Raw genomic sequence first — 24998 nt, 5'->3', positions numbered from 1 at the left:
CTCAGGAAACGGCCTCTCGGGTGGGTTCGGGCGCCTCGGCCATGCGTCCGCCGGCGCCGAGGGTGAAGCGCCTCCCCTGCCAGGTGACGCGGCCCTTGTGGAGAGCCGTGGCCCAGACCGCGAAGGAAAGCAAGTCCCGAATAGGGAGCCACAGCATGCGGCGCCAGCGGGGCCGCCCCGTCAGCACATCCGCCCGCCGCGCCAGCGCCCCGCGCGCCAGCAGCACGGCCCCCAGCAGCGCCAGCGTCCAGGCCCCCGGGGCCAGCGCCAGGGCCCCCAGTGCGAAGGGCAGCGGGTGGGTGAAGACAAGCCCCACATGCCCCCAGGGGTGCACCAGCCGCGTGGTCCGCGCCCAGCGCAACTCATGCGCCCAGAGGGCCTGGAAGCTCGGCTCGTGCATCACATGGCCGGGCAGGATGGGCGGCACCACCACCTTCAGCCCCAGTTCGCGCACCGCCTCGCCCAGCGCATGGTCATCCGCCAGAAGGGGCAGCAGGCGTTCATAGCCGCCGATGCGCGCCAGCGTGTCGGCCCGCAAAGCCAGCGTCGCGCCATAGGCGCCATTCGCCGCGCCCAGGCTCTCGCCCAGGGCCGCATTGGGCAGGAAGTGCCAGTTGATGGAAAGCGCGGCCAGTTCCGACCACGGCCCGTCATCGGCCGGCAGCCCGGCATAGAGGCAGGTGACGAGGCCCACCTCCGGGTCCGAAAGCGGCGCCGTCACCGTCGTAAGCCAATGGGGCGGGCACGCCATGTCGGAATCGGCCGCCACCAGCACGGGGTATTTCGCCACGCGGGCCATGTGGACCTGCTGGCTCACCTTGCGGTTGGCGCCCAGCACCTCGCCGCCGGCCAGCAGGCGCGACGGCGTGGCGCTGCGCGCCATGGCGGCCTCGGCCACCGCGCGGGCGGGGTCGGCGGGGTTGGCCACGGCGAAGAGCACTTCGTATGGCGCCGCATGTTGCTGCGCCAAAGCTTGGGAAAGATGGAATTCCAGCCCGGGCTCGTTCCCGTGCAGCGGCTTCAGCACGCTGGCCGGCAGGGCCGGCCCCGCCGGCGGCACGCGGCCGAACATGCGGCCCAAGGCCCGTCGCGCGGCCAGCGCCTGCACCAGGCCCGCCACCGCCAGAAGCCCCAGGATCATCGCCGCAAGGTTCATCGCCCTTGCCCCATCGCACAGCCGCGCGGGCTGCGATAGAGTGGGGAAGTGATGCGCGCCCTTGCCCTTTCGACATGCCTCCTGCTCGGCGCCTGCGCCACCGCGGACAATCGCGACCCCTTCGAGCGCATCAACCGCCACATCTTCGAATTCAACGACGCGATGGATGCCGGCATCATCCGGCCCGCCGCCGAATCCTGGCGGGCCACGGTGCCGGAACCCGCGCGGCGGAGCATCCGCAACGCCCTGAACAACCTTCAGGAACCGGTCGTCTTCATCAACAACATGCTGCAGTTCCGCCTGGCCGATGCCGGCACCACCCTGCTGCGCTTCTCGATGAACACCACGGTGGGCGTGCTGGGCGTGATGGACGTGGCCACCCCCGCCGGCCACCCGCAGCGCCTGGGCGATTTCGGGCAGACCCTCTACGCGGCCGGGTTTGGCGACGGGCCCTTCCTCATGCTGCCCCTGCTCGGCCCCTCCAACGTGCGGGACGCCATCGGCGGCGGGGTCGATTCGTTCATTGACCCGGTGGGCTACGCCATCGGGTATGCCGTGCCCCGCACCGCCGCCACCGGCGTGGGCATCGGCCGCGGCGTCATCCAGGGCATAGATCTCCGCGCCGAGAACATCGAGAACCTCGACGCCCTGCGCGCGGACAGCCTCGACTACTACGCCCGCCTGCGCTCCATCATGCAGCAGCGCCGCGACGCCCAGCTCGGCCGCACGACCGAGGGCGGCGAAGGGCTGATGACCCTGGACGACCCCGGGGGGTGAGGGGCGGCCCCGGGGAGGACGCTGTCCTTTCCGGACCCCTCAGGCCCGCAGCAGCCGGTCCGTGCGCGCCTCCAGCTCGCGCGTCACGCGGCCGGCGCCGCCCTCGCGGATCAGGCTCGTGAACTCCGCGCGGCGCGAGGCCAATTCGCTGATGGTCCCGGTCAGGTAGATGTCCACCACGCGCGGCGGGTTGCCGCGCAGCAGGTAGGAGAGCAGCACGGGCCCCTCCCCCCCGGTGCGGTTGAGCTGGGTGCGGACCAGGGTGCCGTTGGTCACGGCCTGGCTGCCGAGGGTCTGGAAGGTTTCACCGGAATAGCCGTCGAAGCGGTTGGCGTAGGTGGCGATGGACCAGCGGGTGAAGGCGGTGGTGAGTGCCGCCTGGTCTTCCGGGGAGAAGCCGGTCCAGGGCGGGCCGACGGCGATGCGCGTCATGGCCGGCAAGTCGAAGACGCGGCCCATCACGGGTTCGAGCTGGGCGTAGCGCCCCCGCACGCCAAGCTGGCGGGCCTGGCGCATCAGGTTGATCAGCGTGGCGTGGAAGCCTTCGATGACCTGGGCCGGATCGGACTGGGCCAGTGCCGGCAGGGGGGCCAGGGCTGGCAGGGCAAGGAGAAGCTGGCGACGTGTCATGCCCGCAATATAGCGCCGGATGCCCGCTGGACCATGGCCCCCGAACCCGGCAGAACCGCGCCATGCCCCCCACGACCATCCTGCTGACCGGCGCCAACGGCTTCCTGGGCGCCTCCCTGGCGCGGGTGCTGCTGGCCCGGGGCCATGCGGTGCGAGCCTTCGTGCGGCCCCATTCCGTCCGCCACACGCTGGACGGGCTGCCGGTCGAGGTGGCCCTGGGCGACCTGACCGACGCGCAGAGCCTGCGCTACGCCATGGCGGGCGTGGGCGCCGTGATCCATGCCGCGGCCGATTACCGCATCTTCGTGCCCGACCCGGCGCGCATGTTCGAGGTGAACGTGGGCGGCACCGGGCATGTGATGGCCACCGCGCTGGAGGCGGGGGTGCCGCGCATCGTCCATGTCTCCTCCGTGGCGACGCTCAAGCCCCGCAAGGGCGGCGTGGCGACCGAGGCGGACGCGGCCGCCCCGGAAGAGGCCATCGGCCCCTACAAGCAGAGCAAAACGGCGGCGGAACGGCTGGTGGAGGAGATGGTCCGCACCCACGCCCTGCCCGCCGTCATCGTGAACCCCTCGACGCCCATCGGCCCGCGCGACAGCCGGCCCACCCCCACGGGCCGCGTCATCCTGGAGGCCGCACGGGGCAAGATGCCCGCCTATGTCGAGACCGGGCTGAACCTCGTGCATGTCGAGGATTGCGCGGCGGGGGTGGTGGCCGCGCTGGACCATGGCACCCCCGGCGAGCGGCACATATTGGGCGGCCAGGACGTGACCCTGGCCGAGATGCTGGGCTTCATCGCCGCCGAATGCGGCCACCGCCCGCCCTTCCGCCTGCCCCGCGCCCCCCTGGTGCCGATGGCGCATGTGTCGGAGGCCATTGCGCGCTTCACCAGGAAGGAGCCGATGCTGACGCGCGACGGGCTCCGGATGGCGGCGCAGACCATGTTCTTCTCCTCCGACAAGGCCGCCCGCGTGCTGGGCCACCAGGCCCGCCCCTGGCAGGAGGGGGTGCGGGACGCCATCGCCTGGTTCCGGGCGGAGGGCATGCTGCGATGATCTGGATTGCCGCCGCCGCGGCCATCGCCTGGCTGGTGCTGCTGCTCGGCCGCGGCTTCTTCTGGCGCGCCGACGTGACGGACGAGGACGCCGACACCCTGCCCGACCCCGCCGAATGGCCCGAGGTCGCCATCCTCATCCCCGCCCGGAACGAGGCCGAGACCATCGGCCAGGTGGTGGCGGCCCTGCGCGCCCAGGACTACCCGGGCCGCTTCACCATCGCCGTGGTGGATGACCGCAGCACGGACGGCACGGGCGAGATCGCCCGCGCGGCCGGGGCGCAAGTGGTCACGGGCGGCACCCGCCCCCCCGGCTGGTCGGGCAAGCTGAACGCGCTGCGCCAGGGGCTGGAGGCGCTCGCCCCCGGCAGCCACACCCATATCCTGCTGACCGACGCCGACATCGCCCACACGCCCGACAGCCTGCGCCGCCTGGTGCAGCGGGCCTGCGCGGGGAATTACGCGCTCGTCTCGCTCATGGCGCGGCTGCGCTGCCAGAGCCGGGCCGAGCGCTGGCTGATCCCGGCCTTCGTCTTCTTCTTCATGATGCTCTACCCCTTCGCCTGGTCGAACGACCCCCGCGCTCGCACCGCCGCCGCGGCCGGCGGCTGCGTGCTGCTGCGCCGGCGGGATTTCGAGGCGGTGGGCGGCCTCGCCCCCATCCATGACCGCATCATTGACGATTGCGCGCTGGCGGGCCTGGTGAAGGGGCCGGGCCGCGCCACCTGGGTGGGGCTGACCGGCCGCGTCGTGTCGCTGCGCGCATACCCAGGCGTGGCCGAGATCCGCGCGATGGTGGCCCGCACCGCCTACGCCCAGCTTCGCTACAACCCCCTGCTGCTGCTGGGCATGGTGGCGGCGCTGGCGCTGGTCTTCCTGGCCCCGCCTTTGCTCGCGCTGCTGGCGCCCGGCCCCGCGGGCTGGCTCGGCGCCTTCGCCTGGGCGGCCATGGTGGTGGCCTATGCGCCCATGCTGCGCTTCTACGGGCTCTCGGCCTGGCGGGGCTTCGCGCTACCGCTGGTGGCGGCGGCCTATCTGCTGTTCACCCTGGATTCCGCGCGGGCCGAGTGGCAGGGCCGTGGCGGGTTGTGGAAAGGCGAATCCCTATCGCGCAAGTAATTCGCAACTTCCCGGCCACACCCTTCCGGAATCAGCCCTTTCCGTCTTATGCACCTTGGTTGACACAAGGTGCGGCATTCTTCGAGGAATTCCTGGTTTGAACGTCCTGCGGCAACCCATCGGCCCGGCCCTTCCCCAGCATAGCGACCCTTCCGCCCTCGACCACGCGGTGGAGAGCGCGGCCGCGCATCTCCTCGCCCGCCAGCGCCCCGATGGCCATTGGGTCTTCGAGCTGGAGGCGGATGCCACCATTCCGGCCGAATACCTGATGCTGAAGCATTTCTTCGGCCAGATCGAACCCGAGCGCGAGGCGCGCATCGGCCGCTACCTCCGCCGCGTCCAGGCCGAACAGGCCGGCAACACGGGCGGCGGCTGGCCGCTCTTCCATGGCGGGCCGCTCGACATCTCGTGCTCGGTCAAGGCCTATCTCGCCCTGCGCCTGATCGGCGACGCGGCGGACGCGCCGCACATGGTCAAGGCGCGCGACGCCATCCTGGCCGCCGGCGGGGCCGAGCGCAGCAACGTCTTCACCCGCTCCTCGCTCGCGCTCTATGGCATCGTGCCCTGGCGGGCCGTGCCGGTGATGCCGCCCGAGATCATGCTGCTGCCGCGCTGGTTCCCCTTCCACATCAGCAAGATCAGCTATTGGGCGCGCACCGTGCTGGTGCCGCTGACCGTGGTGATGGAACGCCGCCCCCAGGCCGCCAACCCGCGCGGCGTCACCATCAACGAACTCTTCCGCACCCCGCCCGAGCAGGTGCGCGAATGGCCCGGCGGCGCCCACCAGGCCGAGCCCTGGTCCAGCCTGTTCAAGGGCCTGGACGGCGCCCTGCACCGCGCACGAAAAATCTTCCCCAGCAGCCACCGCAGCCGCGCCGAGGCCGCCTGCGAACGCTTCGTCACCGAACGGCTGAATGGCGAGGACGGGTTGGGCGCCATCTACCCCGCCATGGCCAATGCCATCCTGATGTATCACTGCCTGGGCGTGCCCGCGGATGACCCGCGCGTGGTCACCGCCTGGTCGGCCGTCGAGAAGCTGGTCGAGGACAGGGAGGACGAGACCTATGTCCAGCCCTGCCTCTCCCCCATCTGGGACACGGCGCTCGTCTCCCACGCTTTGCTCGAAGCGGGCGGCGAGGCGCAGGTGCGGGCCGCCGGCCAGGGGCTGCGCTGGCTGGTGGGCCGCGAAATCCGCGACGTGCGGGGCGACTGGGCCTGGCAGCGCCCGCACCTCAAGCCGGGCGGCTGGGCCTTCCAATACGCCAACGCCCATTACCCCGACGTGGACGACACCGCCGTGGTCGTGCTGGCGATGGACCGCTGGCGCGGCGTGACGGGGACGGCCGATGCCGAGATGGACGGCGCCATCCAGCGCGCCACCGACTGGACGGTGGGCATGCAGTCGCGTGGGGGTGGCTGGGGCGCCTTCGACGCCGACAACACCTTCCACTACCTGAACCACATCCCCTTCGCCGACCACGGCGCGCTGCTGGACCCGCCCACGGTGGATGTTTCGGGCCGCTGCCTCGCCATGATGGCGCAGCTCGGCCGGGGCGATGAGGCCGCCGCCAAATCCGCCATCGAATACCTGCTGCGCGAGCAGGAGGCCGATGGCTCCTGGTATGGCCGCTGGGGCGTGAACTACGTCTATGGCACTTGGTCGGCGCTGACGGCGCTGAACGCGGCCGGCCTGCCCCACAGCCACCCCGCCATGCGCCGCGCGGTCGGCTGGCTGCTGGAGCGGCAGAACGAGGATGGCGGCTGGGGCGAGGACGGCATGTCCTACCCCGCCCGCGGCGGCACCCGCCCCGATGCGCGCGAGGCCGCCCCCTCCTCCGCCAGCCAGACGGCCTGGGGCATGCTGGCGCTGATGGCGGCCGGCGAGGCCGGGCACCCCGCCGTGCAGCGCGCCGCCGAATGGCTGATGGAACACCAGACGGAAGATGGCGACTGGCCGGAGGACGACTACACCGGCACCGGTTTCCCGCGCGTCTTCTACCTGCGCTATCACGGCTACCGGCGCATTTTTCCTCTGTGGGCGCTGGCGCGGCTGCGGAATTTGCGCGCCAGCAACACCAAGCGCGTCGCCTTCGGCCTGTAGGGCCAAGCGCGCGCTTGCCGGCCCCCTCCTCCCGGCACACAGTTCCCGGGCGGTGATGGAGCGCGCCCGATGAGTTCTGGCCTGCTGGCCCTGCTGGACGATGTCGCGGGGCTGGCGAAGCTCGCCGCCGCCTCGCTGGACGACATCGCGGCCAAGGCCGCAAAGGCCGGTGCCAAGGCGGCCGGCGTCGCCATTGACGACGCCGCCGTCACCCCCCGCTACATGGTGGGCTTCGCCGCCAGCCGCGAACTCCCCATGATCTGGCGCATCGCCCGCGGCTCGCTGCGCAACAAGCTGCTCTTTCTCCTGCCGGCGGCCCTGGCGCTGAGCGCGCTCGCCCCCTTCCTCATCACGCCGCTGCTCATGCTGGGCGGGGCCTGGCTTTGCTATGAGGGGGCCGAGAAGGTGCTGGAGGCGCTGGGCCTCGCGCATGGGCATGTCACCCCCGTCATGGTCGCGGAGGACCCGGCGGCCGAGGAGGCGCGGCGCGTGGCCGGGGCCATCCGCACGGATTTCATCCTCTCGGCCGAGATCATGGCGCTGGCCCTTTCCACCCTCCCCGCCGGCAGCCTGGTGGAACAGGCGGTGGTGCTGGCCGTGGTGGCGATCGGCATCACGGTGGTGATCTATGGCGCGGTGGCCCTGATCGTGAAGGCCGATGACGCGGGCGTGGCGCTGGCCGCGGGCGGGCGGCCCGTGCTGGCGCCGCTGGGGCGCGCCCTGGTGCGTGGCATGCCGGGCGTGCTGAAGGCCCTGTCGGTGGTGGGCACGCTGGCCATGCTCTGGGTGGGCGGTGGCATCCTGCTGCACGGGCTGGAGGAATTCGGCCTGGCCGCCCCCGCCCATCTGCTGCATGGCGCGGCCCTGGCCATCGGCGGCGGCGTCCAGGGCTGGCTGCTGGAAGCCACGGGCGCGGGCGTTCTGGGCCTGGCGCTGGGGGCGGCGGTGCTGGGCGGGATGCGCGCGGCGGGGCGGTAGCCGCCCGACCCGCCGGCGCGGCCCCGGCTGCGGTCAGCCCAGGCGCGCCACCACCTCGGCCAGCGGCACCTCCGCCTGGGTGCCGGCATCGAGGTCGCGCAGCTGGGCCACGCCGCGCGCCACCTCGGCCTCGCCCAGGATCAGCGCGGCACGGGCGCCCTGCTTGTTGGCGCGCTCCATCCGGCGCTTGAGGTTGCCGCGATAGCCCATCTCCGCCGCCACACCGGCCGCGCGGAGCGATTGCAGCAGGGCGAGCGCCGCCCCCTCCTCCGCCTCGCCCACCGGGATGACGACCACAAGGCGCGGCGCGGAAGGCGTCAGCCCGCCGCGCTCCAGCAGCATGGACAGGCGCTCCACCCCCGCCGCCCAGCCGACGCTGGGGGTGGCGGGCCCGCCCATCTCCTCCACCAGCCCGTCATAGCGCCCGCCGCCCATGACCGTGCCCTGGGCGCCCAGGCGGTCGGTCACGAATTCGAAGGCGGTGTGGCTGTAGTAGTCGAGGCCGCGGACGATGCGCGGGTTCTCCCGCCAGGGCAGGCCGAAGGCGTCCAGGTGGCGGCGCAGCGCGTCCCAATGGGCGCGGGCGCCTTGGGTCAGGAAGCCCTCGATGGTGGGCGCGTCGGCGACAAGGGCGCGGTCCTGCGCCTCCTTGCTGTCGATGATCCGCAGCGGGTTCTTCTCCAGCCGGCGCTGGCTGTCCTCGCTCAGCTTGTCGCGGTTGGCGGAGAAATGCGCGATCAGCGCGGCGCGATAGGCGTCACGGCTTTCGGCGTCGCCCAGGGTGTTCACCTCCAGCACCACGCCCTCGTCGAGGCCCAGTTCGCGGATGATGTGGTGGCCGCAGGCGATCACCTCGGCATCGGCCAGCGGTTCGGCCGCGCCCAGGATTTCGGCGCCGATCTGGTGGAATTGCCGGTAGCGCCCGGCCTGGGGCCGCTCGTAGCGGAACATGGGGCCGGCGTAGAAGACCTTGCGCGGGAGGGACTGCGTCAGCCCGCCCGACACCAGCGCGCGGCACACGCCCGCCGTGTTCTCCGGCCGCAGCGTGACCGATTCGCCGCCGCGATCCTCGAAGACATACATCTCCTTGCTGACCACGTCCGAGGTCTCGCCCAGGCCGCGGGCGAAGACACGGGTGTCCTCGAAGATGGGGGTGGCCCATTCCTCGAAGCCATAAAGGCTGGCCACGCGCCGGGCCATCTCGATGACGTGGTGGTGCCGACGGAATTCCTCGCCAATGAGGTCACGGGTTCCGCGGGGCGGTTGCAGCTTGATGTGGGCCATGATGTTGCGGCGGTAGCGCCGTAGGGCGCGCGCGGCAAGGGTGCCTCAGGCGGGGTCGAGCCCACCCGCGCGCAGGGCTTCGGGCGTCATGGCCGCCGCGATGGAATCCAGCAGCGCCGCCGCGCCGGGTTCGGCGCCCACGAACAACGCCCCTGAGAACACCGCGCAGGTATTGGCGCCCTCCGGCAGCTTGCCCAGCACCTCCACACCCTCGACCGCCATGAGTTCGCTCACCTGCTGGATGGCCAGCGCCACCTCGCCCCGCGCCGCGAGTTCCGCCGTGAAGCCGTGCGGGATGATGGTGGCCTTGGCGTTGACCTCGGCGGCGATGCCCTGCGCTTCCAGCCATTCCGCGAAGAAGATGCCGCTGGCCCCCGCGCGCGAATAGGCGAGGCTGGGCGCGGCCAGCAGCGTCTCGCGCCATTCCTCCACCGTGCCGAAGCGCGGATGCGGCGCGCCGGGCGGCACGGCCAGGCCCACATAGGAATGCGCCAGATCCCGCCGCGTGCCGGCGGCCAGGATGCCCTGCGCCGTCAGCGCCTCGACGCCCGCATCGGTCAGGATGGCGATGTCCGCCCGCGCGCCCTCCGCAATGGCGGCCAGCAGCCGCGCGGTTGGGTCGAAGCGGATCTCGGCCGGCAGGTCGAGGTGCCGCAAAACCGTGGCGACGCCCAGCGTGGAGAAGATGCGCAAGCGCCTACTCCGCGGCGACCTTCGCCTCGGCTTCCTTCTTGGCCCGCGCCTCGGCCTCCAGCGCCGCCGCCCGCGCCTCCACCAGGCCCACCAGGTGGTTGATCATGGCCTCGGTGTCGGTGGTGTGGTCCTGCTTGCCGGCCGAATAGACCATGTGCCGCCCCGCGCCGCCGCCGGTGAGGCCGATATCGGTCATCAGCGCCTCGCCCGGCCCGTTCACCACGCAGCCGATGATGGAGAGGCTGATGGGCTGCGTCACATGCGCGAGCCTTTCCTCCAGCTTCTCGACCGTGCGGATCACGTCGAAGCCCTGCCGCGCGCAGGAGGGGCAGGAGATGATCTTCACGCCCCGGTGCCGCAGGTGCAGGGACTTCAGGATGTCCCAGGCGACGGCCACCTCCTCCTCCGGCTCCGCGCTGAGGGAGACGCGCATCGTGTCGCCGATGCCGGCCCAGAGCAGGTTGCCGAGGCCGATGGCGCTCTTCACCGTGCCCGCGCGCTTGCCGCCCGCTTCCGTGATGCCGATGTGCAGCGGGTGGTCGCAGGCCTCCGCTAGCTGCGTGTAGGCGGCGACGGCCATAAAGACGTCGCTCGCCTTCACGCTGATCTTGAATTCATGAAAATCGTTCTGGAGCAGGTGGTCGGCGTGCCAGAGGGCGCTCTCGACCAGCGCCTCCGGGTTGGGCTCCCCGTATTTCTCCAGCAGGTGCTTTTCCAGCGAACCCGCATTCACCCCGATGCGGATGGCGCAGCCATGATCCCGCGCCGCCTTCACCACCTCCTTCACCCGCTCCGCGCTGCCGATATTGCCGGGGTTGATCCGCAGGCAGGCGGCGCCCGCCTGGGCGGCCTCGATGGCGCGGCGGTAGTGGAAGTGGATGTCGGCCACGATGGGCACGTTCACCTCGCGCACGATCTCCGCGAGTGCCGCCGTGCTCTCCTCGTCCGGGCAGGAGACGCGGACGATGTCCACCCCCGCCACCTCCGACTTGCGGATCTGCGCGATGGTCGCCGCGGCGTCGCTGGTCAGCGTGTTGGTCATGGTCTGCACGCTGATGGGCGCGTCGCCGCCGACCAGCACCTTCCCCACCCTGATCTGGCGGGACTTGCGGCGGGTGATCTGCTGGTAGGGCCGGTAGCTCATGCTTGTCCTCGGGCGACGCGGTGTGTCGCGAATATAGGGCAGCGCCCCCGCCCCCGCGAGGGCCAAGGCGCTACTGCGCGGGCAGCGCCATCAGGGCACGGGGTTCGAGCGGGATGTTGCGCCGCACCCCGCGCAGGTCGGTGGAGAAGGGCACAACCTGCCCGCCCACCAGGATTTCCATGTTCTGCCCGGCGCCGGTGGCGAGCGTCAGCCCCGTCTGGCCGGCCGGCACCTCCCAGCTCTCGCCCGCGCGCATGATGCGCGAGAGCAGCACGCGGTTGCCCGGCGCGCGCACCTCGGTCCAGGCATCGCCGCGGAAGCGCAGCACGATGGGCGCATTGGCGGCGGGTGGCGGGGGCGTGGCGGGCGCCTGCGCGGCGGGGGCGGGCGGCGGCGGGGGCACCTGCACCGGCACGGGGGTCGGCACCGGCAGGGGCGGCAGGCCAGGACCGGGCTGCGCCCCGGAGGGGTTGGCGGGCGCCGGGGATGGGCTGGGTGCGGGGGCCGGCGCGGGTGCGGGCGCGGGCGCCTGGGCCACGCGCGGCGGGCGCAGCGCCTCGCCATCGCGCACGGCGGGGTCGAGCCGCGCGGGCACGGGCGGCACCGCATCCACCACCCGCTCGCCCGAACCGCTCCAGTTGTACCAGGCGACGTAGCTGCCCACCGCGATCACGGCGCCCAGCAGCAGGACCACCCCGGTGGGGAAGCCGCGCTCGGGCACCGGCTCGGGGAAGACGAGGTCGCTGCGCTTGGCCACCACGCCGGTCGCCGCGTCACGGAAGCGGCGGACGATGTCGTTGGAATCGAGGCCCAGCAGCGCCGCATAGTTGCGGATGAAGCCGATGGCATAGGCGGGCGAGGGCAGATCCCCGATCCGCCCCTCCTCCAGCGCCACCAGGTAGACGCGGCGGATTCGCAGCTGCGTCGCCACGTCCTGGATGTCCCAGCCCAGCGCCAGCCGCGCGTCGCGCAGCTCCTCGCCCACCCGGGTGGCGTCCACCGCATTGGCCTCGGAAGGCCGGAAGCGCTTCATGTCGTTGAACACGGGGCTATGGTTACCGCCAACCGCGCCCCGCGCCCAGCGCGGATCTGTTGCAGCGCGACGACATCACGCCCCGCGCGCCGCCAGGGCCGCGGCGGCCTGGGCGATCAGCTCGGCCACGATCTCGGCGGCCGGCTGCTCGCGCGTCACCATCCCGACCGACTGCCCGGCCATCAGGCTGCCATTCTCCACATCGCCATCAATGACCGCGCGGCGCAGTGCGCCGGCCCAGAAATGCTCGATGTCGAGCTGCGCTTCCTCCTTCGTCAGCTCGCCCGACTGGAAGCGGGCCAGCACCTTGGCCTGGTGCTCCATGAAGCGCTTGGTGCCCTCGTTCTGCAGCGCCCGCACCGGGATCACGGGGAAGCGTTCGTCCAGCTGCACCGTGGGCAGGGCGTCGCGCGCCGCACCGCGGATGAAGGCGCGCTTGAAGTTCGGGTGGGCGATGCATTCGCTGGCGCAGACGAAGCGCGTGCCGAGCTGCGCGCCCGCCGCGCCCATCTCGAGGTAGGAGAGGATCGCCTCCCCCCGCCCGATGCCGCCGGCGACGAAGACCGGCACCTCCGGCCCCATCACGGGCAGGATTTCCTGCGCCAGCACGTTCAGGCTGACCGGGCCGATATGCCCGCCCGCCTCGCTGCCCTCGATGACCAGCGCATCGGCGCCGCTTCGCACCAGCTTCTTCGCCAGCGCCAGGGCGGGCGCGAAGCACACCACCTTGGCCCCGCCCTCCTTGGCCCGCTTCAGCGCCGATCCGGGCGGAATGCCGCCCGCGAAGACGATATGCGTGACCTTGTGGGCCAGGCAGGTGTCCACCAGCTGCTCCAGCCGCGGGTGCATGGTGATGAGGTTCACGCCGAAGGGCTTGTCCGTCAGCGCCTTCGTGCCCGCGATCTCGGCATCGAGGTGGTGCGGCTCCATCGCCCCGCAGGCGATGACCCCGAAGGCGCCCGCATTCGACAGCGCGGCGACCAGGTTGCGCTCGCTCACCCAGGACATCGCGCCGCCCAGCAGCGCGTAGCGCGAGCCGAAGAAGGCGGCGCCCCGGGCCATCAGCCGGTCCACCGCCGCGAAACCCGCGGGCGAGACGGGGGTGTTCATATCCATGCGTCTTCCCCTGCTGCTGCCATCACGGGAGTTTGGCCGCGACGGCGCGCGGCCCCAAGTCTTTTCGCCAGCCTTGTCCGAGCGACTGATTCACCGCTGCGGCGATTCCGCCTTCGCGAATCAGGCGCTAGGCATCCAGCCCATAGGCCGTGTGCAAGGCGCGCACCGCCAATTCGGTGTACTCGGAGGCCACCAGCACGCTCACCTTGATCTCGCTGGTCGAGATCACCTGGATGTTGATGCCCTTCTCCGCCAGCGCCTTGAACATGGTGGAGGCCACACCCGCATGGGTCCGCATGCCGATGCCGACCACGCTGATCTTGGCGACCTCGGGGTCCGCCACCATCGCCTCGAAGCCCAGCTCCTCCTTGGCCTTGTTGAGAATATCCTGCGCGCGCGGCAGATCGGCGCGGCCGACCGTGAAGGTCATGTCCGTACTGCCATCGGCGCCGATGTTCTGCACGATCATGTCCACGTTCACGTTGGACGCGGACAGCGGGCCGAAGACCCGGGCGGCGACACCCGGCCGGTCCGGCAGGCGGCGCAGCGTCACCTTCGCCTCATCGCGCGAATAGGCGATGCCCGACACGATGGGCTTTTCCATGATCTCGTCCTCATCCACCACCAATGAGCCGGGCTTGTCCTCGAAGCTGGACAGCACCTGCACCCGCACGCCTTCCTTCATCGCCAGCTCGACCGAGCGGGTCTGGAGAACCTTGGCCCCCACGCTCGCCAGTTCCAGCATCTCTTCATAGGAAATGCGTTCGAGCTTCTTCGCGCGGGGCACGATGCGCGGGTCGGTCGTATAGACCCCGTCCACATCGGTATAGATGTCGCACCGATCGGCCTTCAGCGCCGCCGCCAGCGCCACCGCCGAGAGGTCCGAGCCGCCGCGCCCCAGCGTGGTGACGCGGTTGCGCGCGGTCTCGATGCCCTGGAAGCCGGCGACGACGGGCACCTGGCCCTCCTCCATCCGGCGGATCAGCTCGGCGCCCTCGATGGATTCGACGCGCGCCTTGCCATGCGCGTTGTCGGTGACGATGGGCACCTGCCAGCCCTGCCAGGAGCGCGCCTCGACGCCGATGGCCTGCAGCGCGATGGCGACCAGGCCGATCGTCACCTGCTCACCGGTGGCCACCACCACATCGTATTCCCGCGCGTCGTGCAGGGGCGAGAGGTCCTGGCACCATTTCACCAGCTGGTTCGTGGTGCCCGCCATGGCGGAGACCACCACGGCCACCTGGTTTCCGGCCTCGACCTCGCGCTTCACGCGGGCGGCCACGTTGCGGATCCGGTCGAGGTCACCGACCGAGGTTCCGCCGAACTTCATCACGATACGTGCCATGGGAATTCCCGGCCCCAATCCATACAACCAGGCCTTGCGGGGGCCTCAAGCGCGCGTCAGATACCGGGCATGGACCCGACCGGCAACAGGGGCAGCCCTGCAAATCCCTCCAGCGCCGATGCTCGGGAGGTGGCAAAGTTCGACGCCCTGGCCGATCAGTGGTGGAACCCGCGCGGCCCCATGGCGCCACTGCACGCCATGAACCCCGCCCGCATGGGCTGGATCGCGGGGCTGCTGGGGGATGTGGCCGGCCAGCGCGTGCTGGATGTGGGCTGCGGGGCGGGGCTCGCTTCCGAATGGCTGGCCCGGCGCGGGGCGCATGTGGTCGGGCTGGACGCCGCCGGCGCCGCGCTGGACGCCGCCCGCGCCCATGCGGCGGCCGAGGGGGTGGCGGTGGATTACCGCACGGGCACCCCCGAGACGCTGGAGGAGACGGGTTTCGATGCGGTGCTGGCGCTAGAGGTCATCGAGCATGTGCCGCCGGAGGAACGTGCGGGCTTCCTCGCCGCCCTCGCCCGCGCCGTGAAGCCGGGCGGCTGGGTGATGCTGTCCACGCTGAACCGCACGCCGCGCGCCTATGCTGTGGCCAAGCTCGGCGCGGAATACCTGCTGCGCTGGCTGCCGGTGGGCACGCATGACTGGAAGCTGTTCCTGCGCCCCGCCGAACTCGGTGTCCTGATGCGCGGCGCGGGGCTGGCGGTGACGGAGGTGGCGGGGCTGACGCCCAGCCTGCGCCAGGGCTTCCGCGTGAGCCGGGATGTGGGGGTGAACTACATCATGGCGGGGCGTCGGGTCTAAACCGACCGCCGGCCTTGGTCCGGCCGCACAGCGGCCGGCGCGCCCAGGCCTACCGCGCCGTCAGCGCACCCGTGGCGGCGCGGAAGCCCAGCCACCGGAGGCTGCGCCGGGCGCCCGAGGGCGGAAAAATCCGCCGGAGGCGGCGCCCGGCGCTTGAGGGCAAGAAACTTCAACCATCGCTGGGCGGCACCCAGGGCAGGCGGGCCACCTCGATGCCCTCCTCGCGCAGGGCCTCGGTTTCCTCCTCGGTCGCCTCGCCATAGATGCCGCGGGCCTCGGCCTCGCCCTGGTGGATGCGGCGCGCCTCCTCCGCGAAGTCGGGGCCGACATAGTCGCAGTTCTTCTCGACCTCGGCGCGCATGCGCTGCAGCAGGGCCAGCATCTGGGCGGGCAAGGCGCCCGTGGCGACGCGCCCGGCCGGGGCCGCCGGGGGGGCGGGCTGCGGCTTGGCCGGCACGGCGGCGGGCGCCTCCGCCCTGCCCTTCACGCCCGGCGCCTTGCGGATGGCCGGCGCCATCAGCGCCTTGGTCACATGCGTGTCGCCGCAGACGGGGCATTCCACGAGCCCCGCGGCCGACATGCGGTCGAACGCCGCGCTGTCCTTGAACCAGCTTTCGAATTCATGCGCCTCGGCGCAGCGAAGCGAGAAACGGATCATCCCGGTCTATCCAAGCCGGTCCATCCCGGCCGCATGACATATGTAAGGCATTCGCCCCGCTTGCGAAGGTCAGCCCGCCAGCAGCGCGTCCAGCTTGCCCGCGCGCTCCAGCGCCGCCAGGTCATCGGAGCCGCCGACGGGTTCACCATTGATGAAGATCTGCGGCACCGTGGTCCGCCCACCCGAGCGCGCGATGGCATCCTTGCGGGCCTGGCTGCCATTGGGCGCGTCAATCTCGGTGAAGTCGGCGCCCTTGCGCGTCAGCAGGCCCACGGCGCGCGCGCAATAGGGGCAGAAGGGCTGGGTGTAGATTTCGACTTTTGCCATGGCGGAATAGAAGGGGCGCACCCCCCCGCTGCGTCAAGGGGCGGGGGCGCCACCTTGGGTTGGTTCCAGCTTGCGGGCCAGCTTGCGCGCCAGCACATAGCCGAGCATCCCGGCCACCGGCGCGGAGGGCAGCACCAGCAGCCAGCCGATATGCGCGCTCTGCACCACCAGGCCCATGCCGATGCCGAACATCATGCCGCCCACCAGGCAGCCGACCACGCCCGCCGTGAGGCCAAGCACCAGGATATCCGCGCGCGTTACCATGGGTGGGGAGTAAGGGTGGCGCGCCCGGTTTGACAAGGCCCACGCCACCCCCTAAGCCCACGCCATTCCTGGGAACGAGGACACGCCTTCGGGGCGTGCGCCCGCGCCTGCCATCCGGCAGGAGCCTACCGGGACAATCCAGCGGACCATGCCCCGCACGGGTGTCCGCGAGAAGAAGGCCCATCCCCGCAAGGGCGATGGGGTGCCGCGCATGACGAAGCGCCTTGCCAGCAAGTACAAGATCAATCGCCGCCTGGGTGAGAACCTGTGGGGCCGGGCGAAGTCGCCGGTCTCCAAGCCGCGCAAGGGCGAACAGGGTGCCCGCACCTATGGTCCCGGCCAGCACGGCCAGCGCCGCAAGCAGAAGCCGACCGACTTCGGCGTGCAGCTCATGGCGAAGCAAAAGCTGAAGGGCTACTACGGCAACATCGGCGAGAAGCAGTTCCGCAAGTATTACGAGGAAGCCGTCCGCCGGAAGGGCGACACCTCCGAGAACCTGATCGACCTGCTGGAGCGCCGGCTGGACACCATCATCTACCGCATGAAGTTCGCCGTGACGCCCTTCGCGGCGCGCCAGTTCGTGAACCATGGCCATGTGACGGTGAACGGCAAGCGGCTGAACATCCCCTCCTACAGCGTCCGCGACACGGACGTGATCGAGGTGAAGGAAAAGTCCAAGCAGCTGACCATGGTGCTGGACGCCACCCATGAGGCCGGCCGCGACGTGCCGGAATACATCGAGGTGGACCACCGCGCGATGAAGGGCCGCATCCTGCGCACCCCGAAGTTCGCGGACGTTCCCTACCCGGTGCAGATGGAACCGAACCTGGTGGTCGAGTTCTACTCGCGCTGATGATACCGCCGCCCCGGCCCTCGCGCCGGGGCGGCCACGCATCTCACCCTCCGTTGACGCCGGGCTCACCGCGCGCGACACAGGGCCATGCCCGTCCCCGATCCGACTCCGCTCCGCGATGTGGTGGAAGCCATCATCCGCGGCTCCCATCTCGCGCTCCTGAAGCGGGATGTGGACCCGAAGTGGCTGGCGAAGTTCTCGCAGGAGTTGGAGAAGCGCCTGCGGGACCGCAGCCTGGCGGATGTCACCAGCGACTTCATCCGCATGATCGCGAACACTGAGGAAGCGCAGAAGAAGCAGCTGACCTCCGGCATCGGCAAGCCCACCGAATATGTGATGACGCCCGCCATGGACTCGCGCCCCGCCGCGCTGTCCTGCATCGCCGTCGGCTGCGAGCCTCCCGTGGCCGGGATGCTGCGTCGGGCCGGGCTGCGGCGCTGGGCTAATCCCTTCGACTGGATGACCATCCCGCCCGAGGCCGTGCGCGACTGCCTGGTGGATGATTTCAGCCTGCTTCTCGCCCCGGATGAGCACGAGCACATTCCGGCCTCGGTGCGCCCCCCGGGCTCCAACGGGCATCTCTGCCGGCACACGCGCTTCTCGGAGCTGTATGGGTCCACCATCTTCCACGTGAAGGACCCGACCACGAAGGAAGGCTATGCCGCGCTCGAGCGCGGCGTCATCCGCATGCGCGAGGCGCTGCGTGGCCTGCATGGCAAGCTGCTGCTCCAGGTCACGGAGGAGTTCGAGAACACCCGCGACGTCTTCGCGGAAACGGCCGAGTTCCTGGACCGCTCCGCGCGCGGTGTCACCCTGGTCACCATCGCCCTGGTGGAGGGGCCGCCCGAGGGCCCCTTCCCCGAGATGGAACTGGCCGAAAGCTTCGGCCCCCACCGCCTGCTGCGCTGCCGCCCGCTGGCCGGCGCACAGGGCATCGCCTATCTGGACCCGTTGGACGAGGTGGTGATGCTGCGCGGCGCGCTCGGCAGCCTGGCGTTGTAGACCCGATATCGGCGCGACCCCCGGCTTCCGCGAAGCGGGCCGCGCCGGCCTCATCCCGGGTCTTGCGACTGGCGCCGCAACACATCCGCCCGCCGCACCCTGGCCAGGCTGTAGATGATGCGGTCCAGGTCCGTATTGCGCTTCAGCAGGCGGATGTGGTCATCATCCAACGCCTCCTCCCGCACCGTCTCGAGGTCCGGTCGAACCTCGTCGCGCGTGTTCTTCCTGGGAAACTTCGGCACCGGGTCCATGCCCAGCATCTTGCACAGGACCGGAAAGTCACGGTCCAGGGTTTCCACGAAGAAGACGAAATCCAGCTGGTTCAGAGTGGCCGTGGCCCGCCTGATGATTTCGAACTTCTCGATGGGAATTCGCTTCCCATCCTTCAATTCGAAATAAGTGTCATCCTTTTCGGTGAAGACGTCACCGGCCAATACCCTGGTCATTTCATTCTTGATGTAGTTCCTCGGAATGGGTAGATCGGTAGACAAAAATTCCTTCACATTGACTTGGCGTGCTAGGCGCGGCCCGGCCAGATTGTTCGCCTGGATCACCGCATCGCGATGCCGCCGCCAGAAATAATAGAGCGACATGATGCGCTCATACGGATGACGCAGGATCGTGAAGGCAAACTTCCGGCCCGGCACCTTCGCGATCGATTCCGCGGTGAAGTGCCCCGAAAAGAACCGATAGGGCTCGAAGTATTCCGGCGGCTTATGGGACAGGTCACGCCGCCGCTCGGGGCAGATTTCTTCCTTACGGAAGTATCCCGTCAGGACATCATGCAGCGAAGTACCGGCCGTCTTGGGAATGTGCAGGAAGATCAGCCGCCCGTGGTCAATGAAGGCGTCAGACATTCCACACGACCCGGCTGGAGGGCGCGACCGGACTCAAACTCGGGGACCACACCCCGCACCCCTCACCCGGCATGGAGTGGGCCGGGCAGAGGAGGTACGTCGTGCCGCGGGACAATTCAGGCCCCGCCGCCGTCACGCCTGTTCCGTGGTCGGCAGGCCCTTTTCCTTCAGCATGGCCTGCAGCTCACCGGACTGGAACATCTCCATCACGATGTCGCAGCCGCCCACGAACTCGCCCTGGACATAGAGCTGCGGGATGGTCGGCCAGTTCGTGTAGGCCTTGATGCCCTCGCGGATCTCCATGTCCTCCAGCACGTTCACGCCCTTGAAGGGGACGCCCACGTGGCTCAGGATCTGCACGACGCGGGCCGAGAAGCCGCACTGCGGAAACACGGGCGTGCCCTTCATGTAGAGCACCACGGGGTTGGCCTTCAGCTCGGCCTCGATACGCTCGTTCACGTCGCTCATGGGCGGGTTCCTTGGAAAAGGTGGCGGATCATTCGGGCGCGCTCGTCTGCAGGGCAAGGGCATGCAGCACGCCCCCCATCCGCCCTTGCAGCGCGGCATAGACAAGCTGGTGCTGCTTCACGCGGGACAGGCCCCGGAAACTCTCCGAGACGACCTTGGCCGCGTAGTGGTCCCCGTCGCCCGCCAGGTCCTCGATGGTGACCTGGGCGTCGGGCAGGGCCGATTTGATCAGGGCCTCGATCTCGACGGGTTGCATCGGCATGTGGTCAGACCCCCTGCATCAGCGCCGGCAGCGTCGCCTCATGCGCCGCCGCCAGCCTTGATATATCTATGGCATCCGCCCCGGGCATAACCAAGGTGCGGCCTGAGGATTGTCCCAATCGTTCCGCGGGCACACCGGCCGCCCGCGCGGCTTCCAGCAGTGCCGCGCCATCCTCCACGGCCAGGAGGTAGCGGCCCTGGTCCTCGCCGAACCAGAAGGCATGGTCGCCCCGGCGCGTGATGTCGGCGCCGACCCCGGAGGCCATGCACATCTCGGCCAGCGCCACCAGCAGCCCGCCATCCGCGGCGTCGTGGCAGGCGCGGACGCGGCCCGCCAGGATCTCGCCCCGCACGAAATCCCCGTTCCGGCGCTCGGCCGCCAGGTCCACCGGCGGCGGCGCCCCCTCCTCCCGGCCCGCGATCTCGCGCAGCCAGAGCGACTGGCCGAGCCAGCCCTGGGTCTCACCCACCACCACGATCTCGCAGCCGGCGGGGAGTGCGAGGCCCACCGCCTGCGCCACATCCTCCAGCACGCCCACGCCCCCGATGGCGGGGGTGGGCAGGATCGCCCGGCCCTCCGTCTCGTTGTAAAGGCTCACATTCCCGCTGATCACCGGGAAATCCAGCGCCGTGCAGGCCGCGGCCATCCCGCGCACGGCACCGGCGAACTGGCCCATGATGCGGGGCTTTTCCGGGTTGCCGAAATTCATGTTGTCGGTGATGGCCCGCGGCAGCGCCCCCACCGCCGTCAGGTTCCGCCAGGCCTCGGCGACCGCCTGCTTGCCGCCCTCCTCGGGGTCCGCCAGGACGTAGCGGGGGGTGCAGTCGGTGGTCATGGCCAGCGCCAGCTTGTGGTCCTCGACGCGGACCACCGCCGCATCGGCCTGGCCGGGGCGCTTGCTGGTCTGCCCGCCCACCTGGGCGTCATACTGGTCCCAGATCCAGCGGCGGCTGCAGAGGTCGGGGCTCGCCACCAGCTTCTCCAGCGCGGCCGTGATCCCCACCGGGTCCGCCACCGGGCCCAGCACCGGCTGCTTCGGCGTCTCCTCCGTGGGGCGGTGGTAGAGGGGCGCCTCGCTTTCCAGGGGCGCCAGCGGGATGTCGGCTTCCAGCACCCCGTGGTGGCGGATCTCGATGCGGCCCGTGTCGGTCAGGTGGCCGATCACCGCGAAGTCCAGCTCCCATTTGTGGAAGATGTCCTCCGCCACCTTCTCGCGGCCGGGCTTGAGGACCATGAGCATGCGCTCCTGGCTCTCGCTCAGCATCATCTCATAGGCGGTCATGCCCGTCTCGCGCTGGGGCACCTTCTCCATGTCCAGCACGATGCCCATGCCGCCCTTGCCGGCCATCTCGACGCTGGAACTGGTCAGCCCCGCCGCCCCCATGTCCTGGATGGCGACGATGGCATCCGTCTCCATGAGTTCCAGGCAGGCCTCGATCAGCAGCTTTTCCGCGAAGGGGTCGCCGATCTGGACGGTGGGGCGCTTTTCCTCGGCATCGGCGTTGAACTCGGCGCTGGACATGGTGGCGCCATGGATGCCGTCGCGCCCGGTCTTGGACCCCACATAGACCACCGGGTTGCCCACCCCCGTCGCGGCCGCGGTGAAGATGCGGTCCGCCTTGAGAATGCCCACCGTCATGGCGTTCACCAGCGGGTTGCCGTTGTAGGCCGGGTGGAAATTCACCTCGCCGCCCACGGTGGGCACGCCCACGCAATTGCCGTAGCCGCCGATGCCGCGCACCACCCCGTCCAGGATGCGCTTCGTGCGGGGATGCGCGGGGTCGCCGAAGCGCAGCGCGTTGAGGTTCGCGATGGGCCTGGCACCCATGGTGAAGACGTCACGCAGGATGCCGCCCACGCCGGTGGCCGCGCCGTTGTAGGGCTCGATGAAGCTCGGGTGGTTGTGGCTTTCCATCTTGAAGACGGCGGCGAGCCCCTGGCCGATGGCGATGACGCCCGCATTCTCGCCGGGGCCGACCAGCACCCAGGGCGCCTTGGTGGGGAGTTGCTTGAGCCAGACGCGGGAGGATTTGTAGGAGCAATGCTCGCTCCACATCACGGAAAAAATGCCTAGCTCCGTGAGGCTGGGGGTGCGGCCGAGGATGGCCAGCGCCCTCTCGTATTCATCGGGCTTGAGGCCGAATTCGGCGCCGAGCTGGCGGGCGCGCGCGGGGTCGAGGGGCGTGACGTGGCTCATGCCCGGTTTGTCGGGCGGGGCGTGGCGCTTGTCCAGACCGGGCTTCGCGGGGCTGGGGCGCGGCACGCCCAGGCCCCTCACACCCAGGCCCGCCGCACGGCGCGGGGGATGGATCGTCGCCCGACCAGCGCCTTCAGCACGCGCAGCCAGGGTTTCCGCAGATGCGGCGCGGGCGGGCCGGCTTCGAGCAGGCTTTCGGACAAATCGGGGTGGGGCAGCAGCCAGGGCGGGCCGTTCAGGGCGCGGCGGAAGCCCAGGCGCCGGGCCAGCACCAGCAGGCGCAGCCCGCGCAGCCGGTGCGCGCGGCGGGCGGCGCGGCAGATCAGCGCCTCGATGGCCCGCAGCGGGTGGCTTGGCGCGGCATCGTGCAGGGCCTGCAGCAGCCGCTCCCACAGCCCCGCATGGGTGAGGCGGCGGTAGTAGCGGGCCAGGCTGTCGGCGGTGATTCGCGGGGCCTCGCCATGCTTCCAGGGCGCATCGGTGGCGGTGAGGCGGAAGATGGCGTTCATCCGTGCGCGAAGGTCGCCGATCTGGCGGCCCTGGGGGGAGCGGCGGAGGACGTAGGGGAGAAGGGCGTGCCACTCCAGGTCGGTCAGGGGGCGGATGGGGATGCGGGGCGCGTAGGACATTTTTCCTGTATAGCCACGCGGCTGATGCGGTGGCAAGGAAAACCGTGGCGCTCAGGAAAGGTCGGGATGTGGTCGAGGAAACGGTGGAAGAGCGGTGGGGCGGCAAGTTGGCCGGGATATGGGGCTTCCTGCTCTCCCTGTTCTGAGAAGGTGGGCGCGGCTTCCGCCGCGCCCGGCCCCCGTCAGCGGCACACCCGCCGCGCTTCCGTGCGCCAGGCCGGGCGGCCAAAGCGGTCCGTGTAGCGGACGCGGACATTCTCGATCCAGCAGCGCTGGCGGCGGCGGCGCGGCGGGGGGCCGCGGCGGGGCGGCGGGCCCGGGCGGTAGGGCGGCGGGCCGCGATGCGGACCGGCCCAGGGCGGCGGCCCCTGCACCTCCTGCAGCAGCGCGTCGAACTCGGCCACGTCCTCGGCCGGCAGGTCCAGGGTCTGCGGGGTGGTGGGGCCCTCAGGGATGGCGGGGGCCACGGGGCGGGGCAGCGCGGCCTCGGCCTCGGGCACGCCCGCGGCCAGGCCGCCCATGGCGGCGGCGGCACCCAGGAACAGGAAATTTCGGCGGTTCATGCAAACGCCTCCCTCTCTCGCATCGGCCCGGGGACGTCCCCGGGGCTTGATGGAGATGTAACGTTCACATCCGGTCCAGGATGCGTTGGGAAGGTGGCGAGCAAGGGGCGGAGGGTATCGCCCGGTGACCGAGGTATCAGGCTGCCACATGCTCCGCGATGGAGGTGAAGATCGGCAGGCCTTCCGTGCCGCCCACCAGCGGGTCCACGCAATTTTCCGGGTGGGGCATCAGCCCCAGCACGCGGCCATTTTCCGAGCAGATGCCGGCGATGGCGTTGATACTGCCATTGCGGTTCTCACCCTCGTAGCGGAAGACGACGCGCCCCTCCCCTTCCAGGGTGGCCAGCGTCTCGGCGTCACAGAAATAGTTGCCGTCGCCATGGGCCATGGTGGCGCGGAAGGTGGCGCCGCGCTGGAAATGGGCGGTGTAGGGGGTGTCCGCGCGCTCCACCCGCATCACGCAATCCATGGCGAGGAAGCGCAAGGACGCGTTCCGCAGCAGCGCGCCGGGCAGCAGCCCCGCCTCGGTCAGCATCTGGAAGCCGTTGCAGACGCCGAGCACATGGCCGCCGCGCGCCGCGAAGTCCCGCACGGCCGCCATGATGGGCGATTGCGCGGCCATCGCACCGCAGCGCAGGTAGTCGCCATAGGAGAAGCCGCCGGGCAGCACGACCAGATCGAGGCCCGGGGGCAGCGCCGTCTCGCGGTGCCAGAGCATGGTGGGCTTGCGGCCGGTGGCGGCGCGCAGGGCCAGCGCCATGTCGCGCTCGCGGTTGGTGCCGGGGAAGGTGATGATGGCGGCGTTCATGTGTGCCCTATCCCTGCGCCACGCGCAGCCAGTGGATGCCGCCCAGGATCAGCATGGTGCCGATGGCCGCGATGGCCGCGGCGGCGAAGACGCGGTTGATGAAGTTCTTCTTGCGGGCGAACCAGCCCAGGCGGGGCTGTGCCTGCCCGGCCGAGAGGCGCTGTTCCCGCCAGCCCAGCAGCATCGTGATCAGCACCGTCAGCACGATGAGGATCAGGATGGAGGTCTTCACCACGGGTAGAAGATCCAGCCCAGCGGGTTGCGCCAGCCCTCGATGGCGAGGCTGATGGGCCAGAACAGCCCGCCCAGGAAGGCCTTGGAGAGCAGGAAGAAGGCCTCGGTCAGCGGCAAATCCCCCGGCAGCGGCGGGCCGAAGGCGAGGTAGGCGAGAGCGAGCAGCACGCGCCAGGCCGCGAAGCCGAAGGAGACGGCCACGAAGACGCGCAGCGAGCGTTCGCGCGCGGTCAGGGCCGCGGCCTGCGTCATGCGGGCTCCACGGTGAAGCTTTCGATGACGGTGTTGGCGAGCAGCTTGCGGGCCATCTCCTCGCCCTGGGCGCGGGCGCGCGCGGGGTCGGTCTCGGCGACCTCCACGATCATGACCTTGCCCACGCGCACCTCGCCCACGCCCGCGAAGCCGAGGCCCGAGAGCGCGCGCTCGATGGCCTTGCCCTGGGGGTCCAGCACGCCCGCCTTGGGGAACACCGTCACCTTCAACTTGGTCATTGAGCGACCCTTCCCAATACGAATGGCCCCCCGGTGCCCTCGGCGGGCTTTGCCGGGTGTCCTCGGCGGGCTTTGCCCGACGAGGCGGAGCCGTCCCAACAGAATGCAGCGCCCCGAACGGGGTCCTCATGAAAGCGCCGAAGGCGATTTCATGGGG

29 protein-coding genes are annotated in these 24998 nt (G+C 70.6%); 8 read left to right on the top strand and 21 right to left on the bottom strand.

Annotated features, from left to right (window positions below; genetic code table 11):
* Position 1: 1 nt before the first annotated feature.
* Positions 2-1156 (bottom strand): bacteriohopanetetrol glucosamine biosynthesis glycosyltransferase HpnI, encoded by a 1155-nt coding sequence (gene hpnI / locus JTN19_RS13830; RefSeq protein ID WP_206933833.1) that lies wholly within the window; start codon positions 1154-1156, stop codon positions 2-4.
* A gap of 51 nt (positions 1157-1207) precedes the next feature.
* Between hpnI and JTN19_RS13825 the strand changes: the two genes are divergently transcribed.
* A complete protein-coding gene (locus JTN19_RS13825; protein ID WP_206933832.1) occupies positions 1208-1933 on the top strand; it encodes an MlaA family lipoprotein in 726 nt (241 codons plus the stop codon).
* A 39-nt stretch (positions 1934-1972) separates the two neighbouring features.
* On the opposite strand, the gene JTN19_RS13820 is transcribed toward JTN19_RS13825, so the two are convergent.
* Positions 1973-2563: an ABC transporter substrate-binding protein gene (locus JTN19_RS13820; protein ID WP_206933830.1), complete on the bottom strand. Its 591-nt coding sequence runs from the start codon at positions 2561-2563 to the stop codon at positions 1973-1975.
* Positions 2564-2625: 62 nt separating this feature from the next.
* Here JTN19_RS13820 and hpnA point away from each other — a divergent pair, with 62 nt between their 5' ends.
* The 4 genes from hpnA (at position 2626) to JTN19_RS13800 (ending at position 7815) form a co-directional block, all read left to right on the top strand.
* Positions 2626-3618, top strand: coding sequence for a hopanoid-associated sugar epimerase (hpnA, locus tag JTN19_RS13815; protein ID WP_206933828.1), 993 nt, complete (start codon positions 2626-2628; stop codon positions 3616-3618).
* Entirely contained in the window at positions 3615-4736 is a 1122-nt protein-coding gene (locus JTN19_RS13810) for a glycosyltransferase (protein WP_206933826.1), read from the top strand. Before hpnA ends, JTN19_RS13810 begins: the two co-directional genes overlap by 4 nt.
* Before the next feature lie 97 nt (positions 4737-4833).
* Complete coding sequence (gene shc, locus JTN19_RS13805) at positions 4834-6837, top strand: squalene--hopene cyclase (RefSeq protein WP_456315800.1); 2004 nt, start codon at positions 4834-4836, stop codon at positions 6835-6837.
* 69 nt (positions 6838-6906) lie between these two features.
* A complete protein-coding gene (locus JTN19_RS13800; protein WP_206933824.1) occupies positions 6907-7815 on the top strand; it encodes a DUF808 domain-containing protein in 909 nt (302 codons plus the stop codon).
* Positions 7816-7848: 33 nt separating this feature from the next.
* On the opposite strand, the gene hisS is transcribed toward JTN19_RS13800, so the two are convergent.
* From hisS to JTN19_RS13770, 6 genes are all read right to left on the bottom strand, one after another.
* Positions 7849-9099 carry a histidine--tRNA ligase gene (gene hisS, locus JTN19_RS13795; protein WP_206933823.1) on the bottom strand — a complete coding sequence of 417 codons (1251 nt, stop codon included), beginning with the start codon at positions 9097-9099 and terminating at the stop codon, positions 7849-7851.
* Between the two features lie 45 nt (positions 9100-9144).
* Positions 9145-9792, bottom strand: coding sequence for a molybdate ABC transporter substrate-binding protein (locus JTN19_RS13790; RefSeq protein ID WP_206933821.1), 648 nt, complete (start codon positions 9790-9792; stop codon positions 9145-9147).
* A 4-nt stretch (positions 9793-9796) separates the two neighbouring features.
* The gene (ispG, locus tag JTN19_RS13785; protein ID WP_206933819.1) at positions 9797-10936 is read right to left on the bottom strand and encodes a flavodoxin-dependent (E)-4-hydroxy-3-methylbut-2-enyl-diphosphate synthase; all 1140 of its coding nucleotides are present in this window, start codon (positions 10934-10936) and stop codon (positions 9797-9799) included.
* A 70-nt stretch (positions 10937-11006) separates the two neighbouring features.
* A complete protein-coding gene (locus JTN19_RS13780; protein WP_206933816.1) occupies positions 11007-11981 on the bottom strand; it encodes a RodZ domain-containing protein in 975 nt (324 codons plus the stop codon).
* Between the two features lie 63 nt (positions 11982-12044).
* Positions 12045-13085: an NAD(P)H-dependent flavin oxidoreductase gene (locus JTN19_RS13775; protein ID WP_242531142.1), complete on the bottom strand. Its 1041-nt coding sequence runs from the start codon at positions 13083-13085 to the stop codon at positions 12045-12047.
* Positions 13086-13212: 127 nt separating this feature from the next.
* Positions 13213-14430, bottom strand: a complete 1218-nt coding sequence (locus JTN19_RS13770) for an aspartate kinase (protein ID WP_206933814.1) — start codon at positions 14428-14430, stop codon at positions 13213-13215.
* A gap of 69 nt (positions 14431-14499) precedes the next feature.
* Here JTN19_RS13770 and ubiG point away from each other — a divergent pair, with 69 nt between their 5' ends.
* Entirely contained in the window at positions 14500-15228 is a 729-nt protein-coding gene (gene ubiG / locus JTN19_RS13765; RefSeq protein ID WP_206933812.1) for a bifunctional 2-polyprenyl-6-hydroxyphenol methylase/3-demethylubiquinol 3-O-methyltransferase UbiG, read from the top strand.
* A 169-nt stretch (positions 15229-15397) separates the two neighbouring features.
* On the opposite strand, the gene JTN19_RS13760 is transcribed toward ubiG, so the two are convergent.
* The 3 genes from JTN19_RS13760 to JTN19_RS13750 all read right to left on the bottom strand — a co-directional run bounded on the left by JTN19_RS13760 (position 15398) and on the right by JTN19_RS13750 (position 16477).
* On the bottom strand, positions 15398-15886 hold the full coding sequence (locus JTN19_RS13760; protein WP_206933810.1) for a DUF1178 family protein: 489 nt from the start codon (positions 15884-15886) through the stop codon (positions 15398-15400).
* 69 nt (positions 15887-15955) lie between these two features.
* A complete protein-coding gene (gene grxC / locus JTN19_RS13755; RefSeq protein ID WP_206933808.1) occupies positions 15956-16213 on the bottom strand; it encodes a glutaredoxin 3 in 258 nt (85 codons plus the stop codon).
* Positions 16214-16246: 33 nt separating this feature from the next.
* Positions 16247-16477, bottom strand: a complete 231-nt coding sequence (locus JTN19_RS13750; RefSeq protein ID WP_206933806.1) for a hypothetical protein — start codon at positions 16475-16477, stop codon at positions 16247-16249.
* Positions 16478-16688: 211 nt separating this feature from the next.
* Between JTN19_RS13750 and rpsD the strand changes: the two genes are divergently transcribed.
* Together rpsD and JTN19_RS13740 are read left to right on the top strand one after the other, a co-directional pair.
* Positions 16689-17330 (top strand): 30S ribosomal protein S4, encoded by a 642-nt coding sequence (rpsD, locus tag JTN19_RS13745; RefSeq protein ID WP_184383668.1) that lies wholly within the window; start codon positions 16689-16691, stop codon positions 17328-17330.
* Between the two features lie 87 nt (positions 17331-17417).
* On the top strand, positions 17418-18332 hold the full coding sequence (locus tag JTN19_RS13740) for a DUF1796 family putative cysteine peptidase (RefSeq protein ID WP_206933804.1): 915 nt from the start codon (positions 17418-17420) through the stop codon (positions 18330-18332).
* A 50-nt stretch (positions 18333-18382) separates the two neighbouring features.
* Here the strand turns inward: JTN19_RS13740 and JTN19_RS13735 are convergent, their stop codons facing one another.
* The 10 genes from JTN19_RS13735 to purS form a co-directional block, all read right to left on the bottom strand.
* Positions 18383-19189, bottom strand: a complete 807-nt coding sequence (locus JTN19_RS13735) for a sulfotransferase family 2 domain-containing protein (protein WP_206933802.1) — start codon at positions 19187-19189, stop codon at positions 18383-18385.
* A 132-nt stretch (positions 19190-19321) separates the two neighbouring features.
* Positions 19322-19657: a Grx4 family monothiol glutaredoxin gene (gene grxD, locus JTN19_RS13730; protein ID WP_206933800.1), complete on the bottom strand. Its 336-nt coding sequence runs from the start codon at positions 19655-19657 to the stop codon at positions 19322-19324.
* A 28-nt stretch (positions 19658-19685) separates the two neighbouring features.
* On the bottom strand, positions 19686-19919 hold the full coding sequence (locus tag JTN19_RS13725; RefSeq protein WP_191085337.1) for a BolA family protein: 234 nt from the start codon (positions 19917-19919) through the stop codon (positions 19686-19688).
* A 4-nt stretch (positions 19920-19923) separates the two neighbouring features.
* Positions 19924-22116: a phosphoribosylformylglycinamidine synthase subunit PurL gene (gene purL, locus JTN19_RS13720; protein ID WP_206933798.1), complete on the bottom strand. Its 2193-nt coding sequence runs from the start codon at positions 22114-22116 to the stop codon at positions 19924-19926.
* Positions 22117-22193: 77 nt separating this feature from the next.
* Entirely contained in the window at positions 22194-22745 is a 552-nt protein-coding gene (locus JTN19_RS13715) for a transposase (protein WP_206933796.1), read from the bottom strand.
* A 182-nt stretch (positions 22746-22927) separates the two neighbouring features.
* Positions 22928-23308 (bottom strand): hypothetical protein, encoded by a 381-nt coding sequence (locus JTN19_RS13710; RefSeq protein ID WP_206933794.1) that lies wholly within the window; start codon positions 23306-23308, stop codon positions 22928-22930.
* Between the two features lie 136 nt (positions 23309-23444).
* On the bottom strand, positions 23445-24116 hold the full coding sequence (gene purQ / locus JTN19_RS13705) for a phosphoribosylformylglycinamidine synthase subunit PurQ (protein WP_206933792.1): 672 nt from the start codon (positions 24114-24116) through the stop codon (positions 23445-23447).
* Positions 24117-24123: 7 nt separating this feature from the next.
* Positions 24124-24351, bottom strand: coding sequence for a hypothetical protein (locus tag JTN19_RS13700; protein ID WP_206933790.1), 228 nt, complete (start codon positions 24349-24351; stop codon positions 24124-24126).
* Entirely contained in the window at positions 24345-24602 is a 258-nt protein-coding gene (locus JTN19_RS13695) for a hypothetical protein (protein ID WP_206933788.1), read from the bottom strand. The genes JTN19_RS13700 and JTN19_RS13695 overlap by 7 nt, the downstream gene beginning before the upstream one ends.
* The gene (purS, locus tag JTN19_RS13690; RefSeq protein WP_206933763.1) at positions 24599-24841 is read right to left on the bottom strand and encodes a phosphoribosylformylglycinamidine synthase subunit PurS; all 243 of its coding nucleotides are present in this window, start codon (positions 24839-24841) and stop codon (positions 24599-24601) included. The genes JTN19_RS13695 and purS overlap by 4 nt, the downstream gene beginning before the upstream one ends.
* Positions 24842-24998: the final 157 nt, after the last annotated feature.

The organism is Roseococcus thiosulfatophilus (assembly GCF_017311575.1).
Classification (GTDB): domain Bacteria; phylum Pseudomonadota; class Alphaproteobacteria; order Acetobacterales; family Acetobacteraceae; genus Roseococcus; species Roseococcus thiosulfatophilus.
This window is presented reverse-complemented; position numbering and strand designations above follow the sequence as displayed.